Annotated in this window: 15 protein-coding genes; 5 read left to right on the forward strand and 10 right to left on the reverse strand. The window is 67.5% G+C overall.

From position 1 onward, the window contains the following. The first annotated feature begins 28 nt into the window (after positions 1-28). Positions 29-526 (forward strand): methylated-DNA--[protein]-cysteine S-methyltransferase, encoded by a 498-nt coding sequence (locus D1610_RS05320; RefSeq protein ID WP_118863120.1) that lies wholly within the window; start codon positions 29-31, stop codon positions 524-526. Here the strand turns inward: D1610_RS05320 and D1610_RS05325 are convergent, their stop codons facing one another. Then, positions 527-2,062, reverse strand: coding sequence for a flavin-containing monooxygenase (locus D1610_RS05325; RefSeq protein ID WP_118863121.1), 1,536 nt, complete (start codon positions 2,060-2,062; stop codon positions 527-529). It abuts the gene before it with no gap. 32 nt (positions 2,063-2,094) lie between these two features. Here D1610_RS05325 and D1610_RS05330 point away from each other — a divergent pair, with 32 nt between their 5' ends. Beyond that, a complete protein-coding gene (locus tag D1610_RS05330; RefSeq protein WP_118863122.1) occupies positions 2,095-3,291 on the forward strand; it encodes an acetyl-CoA C-acyltransferase in 1,197 nt (398 codons plus the stop codon). Between the two features lie 147 nt (positions 3,292-3,438). Here D1610_RS05330 and D1610_RS05335 read toward each other — a convergent pair whose 3' ends face one another. The 5 genes from D1610_RS05335 to D1610_RS05355 are packed head-to-tail and all read right to left on the reverse strand — an operon-like array spanning position 3,439 to position 5,503. Next, positions 3,439-3,966 (reverse strand): SRPBCC family protein, encoded by a 528-nt coding sequence (locus D1610_RS05335; protein ID WP_118863123.1) that lies wholly within the window; start codon positions 3,964-3,966, stop codon positions 3,439-3,441. Next, positions 3,959-4,405, reverse strand: coding sequence for an SRPBCC family protein (locus D1610_RS05340; RefSeq protein ID WP_118863124.1), 447 nt, complete (start codon positions 4,403-4,405; stop codon positions 3,959-3,961). Before D1610_RS05340 ends, D1610_RS05335 begins: the two co-directional genes overlap by 8 nt. Then, on the reverse strand, positions 4,402-4,797 hold the full coding sequence (locus D1610_RS05345) for a VOC family protein (protein WP_118863125.1): 396 nt from the start codon (positions 4,795-4,797) through the stop codon (positions 4,402-4,404). Before D1610_RS05345 ends, D1610_RS05340 begins: the two co-directional genes overlap by 4 nt. A gap of 14 nt (positions 4,798-4,811) precedes the next feature. After that, entirely contained in the window at positions 4,812-5,177 is a 366-nt protein-coding gene (locus tag D1610_RS05350) for a DUF1428 domain-containing protein (protein WP_118863126.1), read from the reverse strand. Beyond that, positions 5,174-5,503, reverse strand: a complete 330-nt coding sequence (locus D1610_RS05355) for an ArsR/SmtB family transcription factor (protein WP_118863127.1) — start codon at positions 5,501-5,503, stop codon at positions 5,174-5,176. Before D1610_RS05355 ends, D1610_RS05350 begins: the two co-directional genes overlap by 4 nt. A gap of 354 nt (positions 5,504-5,857) precedes the next feature. Here D1610_RS05355 and D1610_RS05360 point away from each other — a divergent pair, with 354 nt between their 5' ends. Continuing rightward, positions 5,858-6,502, forward strand: a complete 645-nt coding sequence (locus D1610_RS05360; protein ID WP_118863128.1) for a PilZ domain-containing protein — start codon at positions 5,858-5,860, stop codon at positions 6,500-6,502. A 99-nt stretch (positions 6,503-6,601) separates the two neighbouring features. Here D1610_RS05360 and D1610_RS05365 read toward each other — a convergent pair whose 3' ends face one another. The 4 genes from D1610_RS05365 to D1610_RS05380 all read right to left on the reverse strand — a co-directional run bounded on the left by D1610_RS05365 (position 6,602) and on the right by D1610_RS05380 (position 13,837). Then, complete coding sequence (locus tag D1610_RS05365) at positions 6,602-7,966, reverse strand: dihydrolipoamide acetyltransferase family protein (protein ID WP_118863129.1); 1,365 nt, start codon at positions 7,964-7,966, stop codon at positions 6,602-6,604. Positions 7,967-7,972: 6 nt separating this feature from the next. After that, positions 7,973-8,977: an alpha-ketoacid dehydrogenase subunit beta gene (locus D1610_RS05370; protein WP_118863130.1), complete on the reverse strand. Its 1,005-nt coding sequence runs from the start codon at positions 8,975-8,977 to the stop codon at positions 7,973-7,975. Positions 8,978-9,163: 186 nt separating this feature from the next. Beyond that, complete coding sequence (locus D1610_RS05375; protein ID WP_118863131.1) at positions 9,164-10,450, reverse strand: 3-methyl-2-oxobutanoate dehydrogenase (2-methylpropanoyl-transferring) subunit alpha; 1,287 nt, start codon at positions 10,448-10,450, stop codon at positions 9,164-9,166. 147 nt (positions 10,451-10,597) lie between these two features. Beyond that, entirely contained in the window at positions 10,598-13,837 is a 3,240-nt protein-coding gene (locus D1610_RS05380; protein ID WP_118863132.1) for an autotransporter family protein, read from the reverse strand. A gap of 241 nt (positions 13,838-14,078) precedes the next feature. Between D1610_RS05380 and D1610_RS05385 the strand changes: the two genes are divergently transcribed. Next, positions 14,079-15,230: an acyl-CoA dehydrogenase family protein gene (locus D1610_RS05385; RefSeq protein WP_118863133.1), complete on the forward strand. Its 1,152-nt coding sequence runs from the start codon at positions 14,079-14,081 to the stop codon at positions 15,228-15,230. Between the two features lie 51 nt (positions 15,231-15,281). Then, complete coding sequence (locus tag D1610_RS05390) at positions 15,282-16,115, forward strand: CDP-alcohol phosphatidyltransferase family protein (RefSeq protein ID WP_118863134.1); 834 nt, start codon at positions 15,282-15,284, stop codon at positions 16,113-16,115.

Genomic DNA, 16,115 nt, shown 5'->3' on the forward strand with positions numbered 1-16,115 from the left:
CGGGCCCAGACATTCCAGGAGTTCCGACATGACCCAGTTCACCAAGACGATCGCCTCACCGGTGGGACCGCTGAAGCTGGTCGCGAGCGACAAGGGGCTGGTCGCCATCATCTGGCACGACGACCGGCCGGGCCGGGTGAAGCTGGCCGAGCTTGAAGAGGCGCCCGACCATCCGGTGCTGCTGCATGCCGAGCGCGAGCTGGGCGAGTATTTCGCCGGAGACCGGACCAGTTTCTCGGTGCCGCTGGATATGGTTGGGACCGACTTCCAGAAGGCAGTGTGGAATGCGCTGCTGACCATCCCGTTCGGCGAGACGCGCAGCTATGGCGAGATCGCGCGGCAGGTGGGGCGGCCGACGGCGTTCCGCGCGGTCGGCGCGGCCAATGGGCAGAACCCGCTGTCGATCATCGCGCCGTGCCACCGGGTGATCGGCGGCGACGGATCGCTGACCGGCTTCGGCGGCGGGCTTCCGGCCAAGCAGTATCTGCTGGCGCTGGAGGGGCACCGCGACCTGTTCGCGGCCTGATTACTCAGCCGCCTCCAGCATCGGTTCGCTCTTGCGAGCGACCGGAGCCGGCTTGGTGAAGCGCATCGTGCCGTCGGCGACCTTGCCGTATTTGAGCGCGATCAGATCCTTGGCGTAGTTCTGGTGGACCTTCCACGGGGCCTTCGATCCCTGCCTGGGCAGATGGCCGAGCGCGCGCTGGACATAGCCCGAGGTGAAATCGAGGAAAGGCACCTCCTCCACGCTCGGATCGTCGAGCACCGGCGTGGCGATGCGGGTGCCGGTCTTGTCCATATGGTTGAGCAGGCGGCAGACATAGTGCGCGGTGAGGTCCGCCTTCAGCGTCCAGCTGGCATTGGTGTAGCCGAAGAACGAGGCGAGGTTGGGCACGCCCGAATACATCATGCCCTTATATTGCAGCCGCTGGCCGGGTTCGACGCGCTCGCCGTCGACCGTCAGCGTCACGCCGTGGAGCAGCTTCATGTCGAGGCCGGTGGCGGTGACGATAATGTCCGCGGGCAGCGTCTCACCCGATTCGAGCCTGATGCCTTCGGGCACGAAGCGGTCGATATGGTCGGTGACGACGTCCGCCCTGCCCGCCTTGATCGCCTCGAACAGGTCGGCGTCGGGCACCAGGCAGAGGCGCTGGTCCCACGGGTTGTAGCGCGGGGTGAAGTGCTTATCGACATCGTAGTCGGGGCCGAGATGCTCGCGCACCATCCCGAGCAGCCGGTCCTTCATCTTCTGCGGCCGCTTGCGCGCCAGATTGAAGAAGAACAGCTGGAACGCGACGTTGCGCCAGCGCACGATGCCGTAAGCGAGCTTGGCGGGCAGCTTGGCGCGCAGCCAGTTGGCCATCCTGTCCTCACCGGGACGCGAGACGACATAGGTGGGCGAGCGCTGCAGCATCGTCACCCTGGCGGCGTCCTTGGCCATTTCGGGCACCAAGGTGACCGCGGTCGCGCCCGAACCGATCACCACGACCTTCTTGCCCGCATAATCGAGGGTTTCGGGCCAGAATTGCGGGTGGACGACGGTCCCGCCGAAATCCTCGCGCCCGGCGAACTCGGGCGTGTAGCCGGCGTCGTAGTTGTAATATCCGGTGCACATGAAGAGGAAATTGCAGCTGAGCGTGACGGGCGCGCCGTCATTGGTCGCCCGCACCGTCCAGGTCGCGGTCTCGCTGTCCCAGCTTGCGCCCTGCACCTTGTGGCGGAAACGGATGTGGCGCTCGATATCGCCGTCCTTCGCCGCGGCCTTGACATATTTGAGGATCGAGGGCCCGTCGGCGATCGCCTTGGCCTCGGTCCAGGGGCGGAAGGAATAGCCGAGGGTGAACATGTCCGAATCCGAACGGATGCCGGGATAGCGGAACAGGTCCCAGGTGCCGCCGATATTCTCGCGCCCCTCGAGGATCGCATAGGTCTTGCCGGGGCTTTCGAGCTGCAGGTGATGCGCCGCGCCAATGCCCGACAGCCCCGCGCCGACGATGATGACGTCGAAATGCTCCACGCGTCTCTCCACATCGCGGTTGCGAGGAGCGTCCCGCTTCTCCATACCGCGTTTACGAAAATAGAGGGAGAATCGGAATGCGGCAAGCCGCCATCGTGTCCACCGCGCGAACCGGCATCGGCAAGGCGTATCGCGGCTATTTCAACGCCACCGAGGCGCCCGTGCTCGCCGGCCATGTGATGAACGCCGCGATCGAGCGCGCCGGGATCGATCCGGCGCGGATCGACGACATCTTCTGGGGCGTCGGCGGGCAATGGGGCACGCAGGGCGGCAATGCCGGACGGATGGCGGTGTTCGCCGGCGGGCTGCCGCAGAGCGTGCCGGCCTTCACGCTCGACCGGAAATGCGGATCGGGGCTGACCGCCGTTGCGCTCGCCGCGCGCTCGATCATCGCGGGCGATATCGACGTGGCGCTGGCGGGGGGCATGGAATCGATCAGCTACACCGTCACCAAGGACGCGCCGCGCTTCGCCAACAAGAGCGTGCTGGAGAAGGAGCCGCACGCCTATATGGCGATGATCGAGACCGCCGAGATCGTCGCCGAGCGCTACGGCATCAGCCGCGAGGCGCAGGACGCGTTCGGCGCGATGAGCCAGCAGCGCGCGGTCGCGGCGCAGGCGGCGGGGCGGTTCGATGCCGAGATCGCGCCGATCACGGTCACCAAGAACGTGCTCGACAAGACCGGTGAGGTGACCGGGCAGGAGCAGATCACGGTCACGCACGACGAAGGCCTGCGCGACGGCACCACGGCCGAAGGTCTCGCCGGCCTCAAGCCGGTGTGGAAGGGCGGATCGGTGATCGCCGAGGGGCGCAACATCACCGCGGGCAACGCCAGCCAGCTTTCGGACGGGGCGGCGGCGCAGATCGTCATGGACCTCGACGTCGCGCGCGCCGAGGGCAAGGAGGTGCTGGGCGTCTATCGCGGCTTCCAGGCGGCCGGGTGCGCGCCCGACGAGATGGGCATCGGGCCGGTGTTCGCCATCCCCAAATTGCTCGACCGCGCCGGGCTGTCGGTCGGCGATATCGGGCTGTGGGAGCTGAACGAGGCGTTCGCCAGCCAGTGCCTCTATTGCCGCGATCACCTGGGCATCGATCCCGAGAAGTACAATGTCGATGGCGGCGCGATCGCGGTCGGGCATCCGTTCGGGATGACCGGATCGCGGCTGGTGGGGCATGCGCTGATCGAGGGCAGGAGGCGCGGGGTGCGCTGGGTGGTGGTGTCGATGTGCACCGCCGGCGGCATGGGCGCAGCGGGGCTGTTCGAGATCGTTTGATTCCGTCGCCCCTGCCCTTCGACTGCCTGCAAGGCAGGCGCTCAGGATAAACTTCAGCCTGCGGCTGAAGGCAGGGGCCTCCGGGTTTGTGGCACGTCCGACCTCTCCTATGCCGCCAGAGGCCCCCGCCTTCGCGGGGGCGACGGTTCACCCAAGCGCCTCGGCAATCGCCTTTTCGCTTTCCGCATGGAGCGCCCAGAAATCGGGCACGCCATCGCCGCGCAGCCGCGCATCCAGCGCCGCGAGGTGCGAGTGCCAGCCGGCGCCGAAATTGATCGCGCCGTCGCGACCCGGAATGCCGCGATGGGTGAGGACCAGCCGGGTGCGGTCGCCGATATCGCTCAGCTCGATGGTGACCTCGCCCGATGCGCCATCGTCCCAGGTGATGACGAGCAGATGCGGCGGCCGGATGTCGACGATGCGCTCGGTCCAGCTCCTGCCGATATAGGGCGCGTATTTCTCCGGCGTCGGCACGTCGTTGTCGGAGAGGTCGTCGTGCGCCATGATCAGCTGCATCTCGCCGCCGGGGCGCTGGTCGATCGCGCCGCCCATGAACCAGCGGCCGCGCAGCTCGGGATCGACGAGATACTGCCAGACCGTCGTCACGGGCGCGTCGAGCAGGCGTTCGAAGCGCAGTTCGTGCTCGGTCACCTTGTCCTTCGCCGTATCAAGCATCGCTCTTCTCCATGATGCGGGCGAGGCCGGCGAGGATCATCGTCCAGCCCTGGCGCGTCTGCGCCTCGTAATCCGCCCATTGCGGGTCCATTTCGTGGGTGAGCGCCAGCGTGCAGCCGGCGGCGGTCGGCGCGATGACGATGCTGACGCGGGTCCATTCGCCCTCCCCCGCCGGATCGGCGGCGAAGAGGAACACCAGCAGATGCGGCCGTTCGATCGCCTCGTACCGCAACCGGTGGACCGCATCGCCGCCCGCGCGCCGATCGACGATGCGCGCCGATCCGCCGACGCGCGCGTCGATCTCGCATTCGACCACCTCGCCGCCTTCGGTGGCGAAGAGGAAGCGGCATGCCTCAGCCGGATCGAGCCAGGCGTCGAACACGCGTTCGGGCGGCGCGGCGAATTCGCGCGTGACGGTGAGGACGATCGGCCGGATCATCCCAGGCTCAGTTGCCACGACACGCCGAAGCGGTCGCTCACCCAGCCGAACCTCTCGCTCCAGCCGTAATTGTCGAGCGGCATCAGCACCGCGCCGCCCTCCGACAGCGCGGCGAACAGCCGCTCGACCTCGTCCATGTCGGCGCAGTCGACGAAGAAGGAGAAGGACGGCGTGAAATCGAAACCGTGGGTGATGAAGCTGTCATGCGCCATCACCTCCTGCCCGGCGATCTCGACATGGGCGCGCAGCACCGTGCCTTCCGGGCCCGGCCCATCGGGACCGAAGCGCTCGATCGAAACGATGCGGCTGCCGGGGACGGTCGCGACGTAGAAGTCGAGCGCGGCCTCCGCCTTGCCGTGCTGGAACATCAGGAAAGGCGTGGCCTTGGTCATCCCGCTTCTCCAAATCAGGCGCGTTGATCGACCAGCGGCACGAAACCGCCGTAGATCATGCGCTTGGAATCCATGATGTCGCGTTCGTCGGCGGGACCGTCCGCCATCCGGGGATCGGCGGCGACCGCCTGATTGCCCTTGTCGCGCGCTTCCTTCGAGGGCCATTCGACCCAGGAGAAGCAGACCACCTCCCCTTCCCGAAGGTCCACGGCGCGGGCGAACCAGGTCTGCTCGCCCGTCGGCACCTCGTCGCCCCAATTCTCGACCACGCGCAGCGCGCCGTGATCGGTGAATATCTCCGCCACGCGCTGCGCCATGGCGCGGAAGCGTTCGCGGTTGGCGGCGGGCACCGCCAGCACGAAACCGTCGACATAGCTCATTCCGTCTTCCCCTTTTCCGCATTGATCAGCTTTTCGAGCAGGTCGAGGCGCGAATTCCAGAACCTCTCCCACTGGCGGAGCCAGGCATTGGCCTCGCGCAGCGGTTCGCTGCGCAGCCGGCAGAGCTGCTGCCGTCCGGCCTTGCGCCGCTCGACCAGTCCGGCGCGCTCAAGCGTCTGGATGTGCTTGGCCGCGCCGGCGAAGCTCATCGCGTGCGGCGCGGCGAGCTCGCCGATCGAACGCTCGCCGCCGGCGAGGCTGGCGAGCATGGCGCGCCGTGTGGGATCGGACAGCGCGTGGAAGGTGGCGTCGAGTCGTTCAACCATATGGTTTAATATAACGCCGTCGCGATTTTCGTTCAACCTTTCGGTTGAATTTAAAACCGGCGGATTTTCGTGCTTTCCGGACTCGAAGTTCAGCATGTTCAGATACTGGCGCAGATATCGCTCGGCCTGAATGACCTCCGATTCGGGAGCCCTGGAAACGCCGGATGAAGGGTTCAACGGTCGCATGAAAAGGAACATATCAGGAACTATATGATGTAGGACAGCGGTATTTTTCGCCCGCCGGGCTGTGCGCAATTTGCAAAACTTTAACCACCTCCATGCGAGTGGAAGGCTGTGGGGGGATGCGGCCGGGGGGCCTCATCCGGTTGATTTGATTGGAGGAGCAATCACCCCATGGCCGCGGAAGCCTACGACATCGGCGCCGATCACGCCGAACTCAGCCCACCCGTTCCCGACCGCCGTTCGGACTTCCGGATGATGACGACGCTGCGCGTCGGCAAGATCACCTGCAACGGCGAGCAGGAGCTCTGCCTGATCCGCAACATCTCGCATGGCGGGCTGATGCTGCGCGTGTTCGCCGACCACCAGGTGGGCCACGAGGTGACGGTCGAGCTGAAATCGGACTGCGTGGTGAGCGGCAGGATCGCTTGGACGCGCGACGAGAGCGTCGGCGTCACCTTCGCCGAGCCGGTCGACGCGCTGGAGATGCTGCGCAACGACGCCGGCCCCGACGGCCGCCTGCCCCGCCCGCCGCGGCTCGACATGCACAGCCGCGCGCGGCTGCGCATCGGCGACACCGACTGGCCGGTCGAGCTGCGCGACCTGTCGCAGGGCGGCGCCAAGATCCGCGTGCAGGACACGCTCGCCGTGGGCGACGAGGCGGTGCTGGTGGTGAGCGGGCTGAAGCCGGTCAGGGCGGTGATCCGCTGGCAGGTCGGCGATTATGCGGGCCTGGCCTTCATCGGCACCATCCCCCTCGCCGATCTGGTCGGCTGGATGAACGCCCGGCGCGGGATCGGGCGGCGTCCGAGCGCGTAACAGGATTGGACGGCGCGGCCGGCGTATCGGGGGCTTGCTTCGATACGCTGCTACGCAGCCACTCAACGGCTATTCAGGACGAACGGATCAAGGCGAACCTCAATCGGCGAACAGGAGCACCGGCGTTTCGACCAGCCTCTTGAGCGCCTGGACGTAGCTCGCCGCGTCCCAGCCGTCGACGACGCGGTGATCGCAGCTGATCGACAGGTTCATCAGCCTGGCGCGGCGGATGTCGTCGCCCCCTTGAGGATTTTTGGCAAACACGGGGCGCTCGACGATCTTGTTGGGGCCGATGATGGCGACCTCGGGCCGGTTGATGACGGGCGTGGTGGCGATGCCGCCGAGCGGGCCGAGCGAGGTGATGGTGAGGGTGGAGCCCGACAGTTCCTCCGACTTCGCCTTGCCGGTGCGCGCGGCCTCGGCGAGGCGGGCGATCTCGCTCGCCAGCTGCCAGACGTTCATGTCCTGCGCGTCGCGGATGACCGGGACCATCAGCCCGGCAACGGTCTGCGTCGCCATGCCGAGATGGACGCGGCCGTGGCGGGTGACCACGCCCGCCTCATCGTCATAGCGCGCGTTGATCATTGGGAATTGCGGCAGCGTGCGGCAGATCGCGACGATCAGGAAGGGCAGCATGGTGAGCTTCGGGCGCTGGCCGCGATTGGCGTTGAGGTCGGCGCGCATCTCCTCGAGCGCGGTGACGTCGAACTCCTCGACATAGGTGAAATGGGGAATGGCGCGCTTCGAAGCGGCCATGTTCTCGGCGATGCGGCGGCGCATGCCGATGACCTTGACGGGTTCGTCCTCGCGCGCGCGGGAGGCGTGCGGGGCGTGATAGCCTTGCGCGGAGCCGTAGCGGAGGAACGCGTCGAGATCGGCGTGGCGGATGCGGTCCGAGTCGGATTTGACGGAGGCGAGGTCTATGCCGAGATCCTTCGCGCGGGCGCGGACGGCGGGGGATGCGAGGATGGGTTTCTGCTCCCTCTCCCCTTCAGGGGAGAGGGGCATGTCTGAAGACGGTCTCGGTGAGACATTCCCCTCTCCCAACCCTCTCCCCTGAAGGGGAGAGGGCTTTTCCACGGGCGGGGGCGCTTGTGGCGCTCCCCCTCCACCGGCTTCGCCGGTCCCCCTCCCCGTTCCGGGGAGGTTTTCAGTGACTTCCTCAACCCCTGGATTCTCCGCCTCGACCTGCTCCTCGACGTCATCGCTCGCCGCCCCCTCGCCATCGGTCTCGATCACCACCAGCGTCGAGCCGATGGCGATCTGGTCGCCGACCTCGCCGGCCAGCTCCTTCACAACGCCCGAGACCGGCGATTCCATCTCGACGGTCGCCTTGTCGGTCATCATGTCGGCGATCTGCTGGTCTTCCTCGATGCGGTCGCCGACCGCGACATGCCAGGCGACGATCTCCGCCTCCGAAATGCCTTCGCCGATATCGGGCAAGCGAAACTCGAAACGGGCCATGGCGAGTCAGTCCTTCAGAAGCTTGTCGAGCGCCATCTTGAGGCGCACCGGGCCGGGGAAATAGGCCCATTCGAGGCTGTGGGGATAAGGCGTGTCGAAGCCGGTGACGCGCTCGATCGGCGCCTCCAGTTGATAGAAGCAGCGTTCCTGCACCAGCGCCGAGAGCTCCGCGCCGAAGCCGCCGGTGCGCGTCGCCTCATGGACGATGAGGCAACGGCCGGTCTTCTTCACCGAGGCCTCGATCGTGTCGATGTCGAGCGGCAGCAGCGTGCGCAGGTCGACGATCTCGGCGTCGATGCCGTGCTCCTCGCAGGTCGCCTGGACGACATGGACCATCGTGCCGTAGGCGAGCACGGTGAGCGCCTCGCCGGGGCGGACGATCTGCGCCTTGCCGAGCTCGATGCGGTAATAGCCCCCGGGCACCTCGCCGCCGGGGTGGCCCGACCAGTTCTTCGACGGGCGATCCCAATGGCCGTCGAACGGGCCGTTGTAGATCCGCTTGGGCTCGAAGAAGAGGACGGGATCATTGTCCTCGATCGCGGCGATCAGCAGCCCCTTGGCGTCGTAGGGCGTGGAGGGGATCACGGTCTTCAGCCCCGAGACATGGGTGAAGATGCCTTCGGGCGACTGCGAGTGCGTCTGGCCGCCGAAGATGCCGCCGCCGAAGGGCGAGCGGACGGTGATCGGCGCGGTGAAATCGCCGGCCGAACGGTAGCGCAGGCGCGCGGCTTCGCTGACGAGCTGGTCGAGCGCCGGGTAGATATAGTCGGCGAACTGGATCTCAGGCACCGGGCGGAGGCCATAGGCCCCCATCCCCACCGCGACGCCGATGATGCCGCATTCGGTGATCGGCGTATCGAACACGCGGGTCTTGCCGAACTTCGCCTGGAGGCCGGCGGTCGCGCGGAACACGCCGCCGAAATAGCCGACATCCTCGCCCATGACGATAACGTCCGGATCGCGCTCCATCATCACCGCCATCGCGGAGTTGATCGCCTGGATCATGTTCATGCGGGTCGAGGATTCAGCCACGGATCACCTTGAAGTTCCTCCCCGGCACGGGGAGGGGGACCAAGACGCGCAGCGGCTTGGTGGAGGGGGCTCCGCCACAAACGCTTCGCTGGCGGCGAGCCCCCTCCACCACCGGCCTACGGCCGGCGGTCCCCCTCCCCGTGCCGGGGAGGATCGCTAAAATACTCACTTGCGCGCCCATGGCCTGCCCGAGGCCTCCTCTTCGGCGAGCATCTGCGCCTGCTGCTCCTTCAGATGCCAGGGCATCTCCTCGAACACGCCTTCGAACAGCGTGTCGAGCGGCTGGTGCAGGCCGTGGCCGAGGATGCCGTTCTTCTCCGCCTCCTTCTGCGCCGCCTTGACCATCTCGGCGAGTTCCCTGTCCTGCGCGGCGTGGCGATCCTCGTCCCATTCGCCGATCGCGATCAGGTGCCGCTTCAACCGGACGATCGGATCGCCCAGCGGCCAGACGCCATATTCCTGCGCGCTGCGATATTGCGAGGGATCGTCGGAGGTGGAGTGCCCCTCCGCGCGATAGGTGAAATGCTCGATCAGCGTCGGCCCCTGGTTGGTGCGGGCGCGCTCGGCGGCCCATTCGGTGGCGGCATAGACGGCGAGCGCGTCGTTGCCGTCGACGCGTAAGCCAGCGATGCCGTAGCCGACCGCGCGCGCGGCGAAGGTCGTCGCCTCTGCCCCGGCGAAGCCCGAGAAGCTGGAGATCGCCCACTGGTTGTTGACGACGTTCAGGATCACCGGCGCGCGGTAGACGCTGGCGAAGGTGCAGGCGGAATGGAAATCGCCCTCCGCGGTCGATCCCTCGCCGCACCACGTCGCGGCGATGCGGGTGTCGCCCTTCGCCGCCGACGCCATCGCCCAGCCCACCGCCTGCGGATATTGCGTGGCGAGGTTGCCCGAGATCGAGAAGAAGCTGCCCTCTTTCGTCGAATACATGATGGGGAGCTGCTTGCCCTGCAGCCGGTCGCCCTTGTTCGAGTAGATCTGGTTCATCATGTCGACCAGATCCCAGTCGCGCGCGATCAGCAGGCCCTGCTGGCGGTAGCTGGGGAACACCATGTCGTCGCGCTCGAGCGCGTGCGCGGCGGCGACGGCGATCGCCTCCTCGCCGGTGCACTTCATGTAGAAGCTGGTCTTGCCCTGGCGCTGGGCGCGGAACATGCGTTCGTCGAAGGCGCGGACCAGCGCCATGTGGCGCAGCATCCGGCGCAGCTTGTCGGGCGAGAGCTTGGGGTTCCACGGGCCGACCGCCTGGCCCTCGTCATCGAGCACGCGGACCAGCGAATAGGCGAGCTCGTGGAAGCTGTCGGGCGCGGCGGAGGCCTCCGGGCGGCGCGCGGCGCCGGCAGGCGGCACGTCGACATCGGCGAAGTCCGCCTCGTCGCCCGGGCGGAACTTCGGCTCGGGCACGTGCAGCGTCAGCGGCGGCAGATTGGCGCGGGGGCGCTCGGCGGTCACGACTCTCTCCAATGGCGCGGATACCGTGGCTGGCTGCGCCCGTTCCGTCTCAAGCGCGCTTGTAATAAAATTTCAAGCATGGAGTCGAGTCATAGAAAAGGCCGCGGGCGTTTCCGCCCGCGGCCCTCCCTCCCCCGAAGCCCGTCGTCAGAAGCGCAGGGTGAAATCCACCACCGCGCGATCGTCCCGGTAATCCTCGCGTCCGACGCTCGATTCGACCCCCGCGCCGAAGGACATCGCATCCTTCGCCAGGCGGAAGCCGCCCTTCACCTCGGTCCAGCTGCGATCGGTGCTGGCATAGGGCAGCGCGAAGGCGAGATCGGGCGCGGCGGCGAAGCGGACATTGTAGCTGTCTGACCCGCCGGCGAGCGTGCCGACGAAATCGACCCGCGCCTCGGGCGCGAAGCTCCAGCCGAACGCCGAGCCGGTCTTGCCCGAAAGCTTCGCGCCGACGCGGCCGACCAGCCGCTGATCCGACAGATCATCGACGATCAGGCCGAGCTGGCTGCCCTGCTCATGATAGCCCTTGAGCGAGGACCCTTCATAGCCGACCGACGCGCGCGGCGTGAGCGTCACGCCCGCCGCCGGCTGCAGGTTCACCCCCAGCTCCGCGCGCACGGCATAGCTGGATGCGGTCGTCTCCCCCGACAGCGCGCCGAGATCGACCCCGACCGAGCGGCGCTGCACGCCGATCCGCGTGTGCGAGAAGGACGCGAGCCCGCCGAAATAGGCCCCGCCGCCAAGCTGGTGCGCGCCGTAAGCCATCGCCTGCGACGTGTCGGCATCGGCCTGGCTGCCGGCGAGCGCGGTGCGCCCGCTGGAGAAGCCGAACGCGGTGCCGAGCGTGGTGTCCGCGGCGGCCTCCATCTCCACGCCCATCGCCATGTGCCAGCCGGCATTGTCCGCGTCGGCGGCGCCGGGGCGGCTCGAATAGCCGCCGGCGAGGAAGCCGCTCATGTTCGCGGGCAGCTTGCCGAACGCGCGGCCGCTCGGCGCCATCGTCTGGGCGAAGCTGAGCTGCGCGGCGCTCGATCCGGTCAGCTGGGTCTGGCCGGGGAGCGCCATCACGACCTCGGGCGAGCCGACGATCGTCATGCGGCCCTGATTGGCGCTCGACGTGCCGAGCATCGACAGGCGATCGGCGACGATGTTCATCGTCACCCGCCCCTGTTCGCGGTCGAGCTGCGCGGCCTCGTCGAGGATGCGCGGCGCCAGCCCGTCGAGCGAGGCGGCGATGCCGACCGGATCGAGATAGTCGATCACGCCGAACAGCCCCGACAGTTCCGCATAGTTGGTGTAGCGCAGCCGATCGAGCGCGCCGCCGAACGCGACCGCGGTCGCCGAGGGCCGCGCCGCGACCCTGGCGAGCGAGGCGGCGTTGAGCCGCACCTTCACGTCGTTCACGCCGTAGGTGACGACCGGGGTCAGCACCGCCGATCCGCCGACGACGCGATCGAAGCTGCCGCTGACCCCGCCGCTTGCGGTGATCACGGTATAGTCCTGGCCGAATCGCGGCGCGCCGCCGAGCGCCGCGGGCAGCACCGAGACCGTGCCGCCGAGCGACACCGCGCCGCCGCTGCCGTCGAGCGCGGAGATCGCGATGCGATCGGCCGTGGTGGCGCCGAGATCGAACAGCGTGCTGCTCGCCGAGCTCAGGACCAGATTGCCCTGGATATTGAGCGTGCCGATCGTCCGCAGGCCGCCCGGCATGACCGTTCCGCCGAGGACGGTGACGAAGGGCGCGCGGAGCGTGCCCGCGCCGCTCAACGTGCCCATCGCGATGAACGCCTCGTTCGCGGTGAGCGTGCCGCCGGTGAAGTTGGTCGCGCCGTTGATCTGGGTGAAGTCGCCGAGCACGGTCAGCGAGCCGCCGGCGCCGAGCGCCAGCCCGGCGCCGCCGGCGATGCCCAGCCGGTCGATGGTGTAGCTGCCCGTGACGGTGGTGGTGCCCCGCGCGCCGAGCGTCACATCATAATAGCGCGCCGCGACACCCGCGGCGGGGTTCGCCACGCGGTTGTCGGGCACGAAGTTGCGCGTGCCCGGCCCGCCGACGATGTAGACCGAATTGGGCGCGCCGGCATCCTGCGGATCGCTGCGCACGGCGATGTCGTAGCAATCCACGTCAAAGCAGACGGTGCCGAAGCGGGTGCCGCCCGATGCCGTGCCCAGCGCCTCGAAACCGGGGAGCGCGTTCACCAGCTCGCCATCGACCTCGATCGCGTAGTTCGGATCCATCGCCTGGACCCAGGTGCGCGGATCGCCCCAGTTGCGATTGCCGCCGACATTGCTGGCATAGACATAGGGGTTGTTGGCGACGATCTTGTCCCAATAGAGGAACAGCGGCTGGTAGAAGTTCGAGGTGCCGTAGGTGGAGAAGGGCTGGCCCGCGCCGAAATAGCGCGACCCGCCCGACAGCACGCCGGCGACGACCGGCCGGTCGAACGCCTGATCGACGATCAGCGGCCCGCCCGAATCGCCGCCCGCCGTGGTGCCTTCGTTGGGCAGCGCGTTGCCGTCGAAGATGTCGAAATCGAATGGGCCGATATAGCCCGGCGAATCGAAGTCCATCTGGTAGAGCGCGGCGTCGTTGAACGGCGCATAGCTGCCGCCCAAGATGATGCGGAACAGCGCGTCGCCGCGATCGTCGAGCGAGCCCAGCACCGAGATCATGTTCTCCGCGATGCGGCGGCGGAAATCGATGCCCAGATTGTCGCCGTTGGTGCCGTTGCCCCGCCCGCCATAGCCGTTGATGACGGCGTGCGTCTCCCCGGAGAGCGGGGTGAACAGCAGCGTCCAGGTGGGAATATCGGTCGCCGGCGTGTCCAGCGTCGCGATCGCGACATCGGCCTGGATGAAGTTCAGATCCGGCCCCAGCTCCAGCGAGCGCTCATCGTACCAGACATGCTCGACATTGTAGAAGGCGTTGGCGACGCTCGTCGCATGCACCGGCGAGCCGTCGGCCCCGCCGAACAGCCAGTCGATGGTCGCGTTCAGATTGTCCGCCTGGAATCCGAAGCCGATCGCCTGGCCTCCGGTCGCCGAGCCATAGCTGCTCGCCGCCTGGGTGTTCACGCAGTGCGCGGCGAAGATCACCGTGCGCGGGTTGATCAGCGTGCCGGTGCACAGCCCGACGCTGCCGCCGCCCGCATCGATGATCATCTGGCCGACGCCGGTGATGTCGACCGCATCGTCCAGCGCGCCGCCGGGAGCGGTGACGTCGAGATCGAGATCGTCGCGGATGACGACGCCCGGGGAATCATCGGAGCCGGTGGGCGGCGTCACCGTCGCGGTGGCCTGGGCGAAGGCGGCGGCGGGCAGCAGCGCGGACAGCGCGGCGCCGGCGAGCGCGGCATGGCGAAACAGCGATTTGGATGTGGCTGACGTCACGGATCGGTCCCCTCTGTTGGATCGCGAGCACGCCCGCCCTCCCCGGCGCGCGACTCGGCAACTGAACACGAGATTAATGAGATGCGCGTGCCGCGAAAGGGGGTTGGCGCAAATAAACGTCTCTTTTGTCACCAGATAGTCGCACGGCCGCTTTTCGCGCGCGGACATCCGCGCCGGCTGGTTGACGTATGCGTCAACCCCGCCCAGTCTGGCGAAAAGGTTTCAGGAGAGGACGTAAGCGATGCTCGACCAGATCCCCGGCCGTTTCGCCTATGGCGAGGAGCATGAGGCGTTCCGCCAATCGGTGCGGGCCTTCCTCCAGAAGGAGGGCGTCCCCCATGTCGGCCAGTGGGAGAAGGACCGGCTGGTGCCCAAGGATTTCTGGCGCAAGGCGGGCGAGATCGGGATGCTGTGCCCGACCGTGCCCGAGGCCTATGGCGGGCTGGGGCTGGATTTCGGCTACAACGCCATCGTTAACGAAGAGATGGCCTATAACGGCGTGCCTGCGGGATTCACGCTACAGTCGGACATCGTCTGCGATTATATCGCCCACTACGGATCGGAGGAGCAGAAGGCCAAATGGCTGCCGCGGCTCGTCTCCGGAGAGACGATCACCGCGATCGCGATGACCGAGCCGGGAACCGGCAGCGACCTGCAGGCGATCCGCACCACCGCGAAGAAGGACGGCAACCATTATGTCGTCAATGGGTCCAAGACCTACATCACCAACGGTCAGAACGCCGATCTGGTGCTGGTGGTCGCCAAGACCGACCCCACGGCGACACCCGCCTACAAGGGCATGTCGATCATCCTGGTCGAAAGCGACCGCGAAGGTTTCAAGCGCGGGCGCAAGCTCGACAAGATCGGCCAGGACGCGGCCGACACGTCCGAGCTGTTCTTCGAGGACGTCCGCGTGCCGATGACCAACTGCCTGGGCGAGGAGGGCAAGGGCTTCATCTATCTGATGAGCCAGCTGCCGCAGGAGCGCCTGTCGATCGCGGTCGGCGCGCAGGCCTCGGCGCAAAAGGCGTTCGACGAGACGGTCATCTTCACCAAGGACAGGAAGGCCTTCGCCGGGGTGGTGTTCGATTTCCAGAACACCCGCTTCGTCCTCGCGGACCTGAAGGCCAGGCTGCAGGTCGGCTGGGCGCATCTCGACTGGGCGATCAGGCGGCACCTGGCGGGCGAGCTGACCCCGACCGAGGGCGCGGCGGCCAAGCTGTGGCACACCGAGCTGCAATGGGACGTGATGGACAAGTGCCTCCAGCTGCACGGCGGCGCGGGCTATATGAACGAATATCCCATCGCCCGCGCCTGGCGCGCCGCGCGGGTCAGCCGCATCTATGGCGGCACCAACGAGATCATGAAGGAGCTGATCGGCCGATCGCTGTGAATTCGGCGCTTTGACCTTGCCGCGAGGCCGAACCGGCGCGATGGAGGGGCCATGGCCAGCATTGCGCGCGACACCTCCCGCGATCGCCGGATCGAGGATGTCACCAACCTCTACCTGATTCACCCCGCCGCGCGCGCGCTGGTGCCGGTCGCGATCCGCCTGGGCATCTCCGCCAATGCGGTTTCGTGCATCGGCCTCGCGATCGGCGCGGGGGCGGCGTGGTGCTTCTATCACTGGCAATCGCCGCTGCTCGCGACGATCGGATTCGCGCTCGCCATAGTGTGGCTGATCGCCGACGGGCTGGACGGCATGGTCGCGCGCGCGACGGGCACCGCCAGTCCGCTCGGCCGCGTGATGGACGGGATCTGCGACCACGGCGTGTTCGCGCTGATCTATGTCGCGCTGGCGCTGTCGATCGGCACCGTCGAGGGCTGGCTGCTCGCGGTCGGCGCCGGCGTCGCGCATGCGGTGCAGTCGAGCCTCTACGAGGCCGAGCGCGCCCGCTTCCATCGCCGGGTGAAGGGCGATTCGGGCGAGGCGAAGCCCGTGCGCACGCGCAACCCGCTGGAACGCCTGTACGATTTCGTCGCCGGAAGCCTCGACCGCGCCGCCGCGCGGTTCGACCGCGCGCTGCGCCAACGCCCCGCGCTCGCCGTCGCTTATGGCCGACGGGCAGCGCCTGCGATGAAGGCGATGGCGCTGCTCAGCGCCAACATGCGGGTTCTCGCGATCTGGCTGGCCTGCCTCGCCGGCGACCCGCAACTGTTCTGGTGGTGGGAAATCCTGCCCCTCACCATCATCGCCGCGTCTACGATTTTGTGGCACAGACGGGTCGAAGCGATGACAGCCGGATTGCATATCGCGGAAAACCAGCTACGTCCGTGA

The organism is Sphingomonas gilva (assembly GCF_003515075.1).
Classification (GTDB): Bacteria; Pseudomonadota; Alphaproteobacteria; order Sphingomonadales; family Sphingomonadaceae; genus Sphingomonas; species Sphingomonas gilva.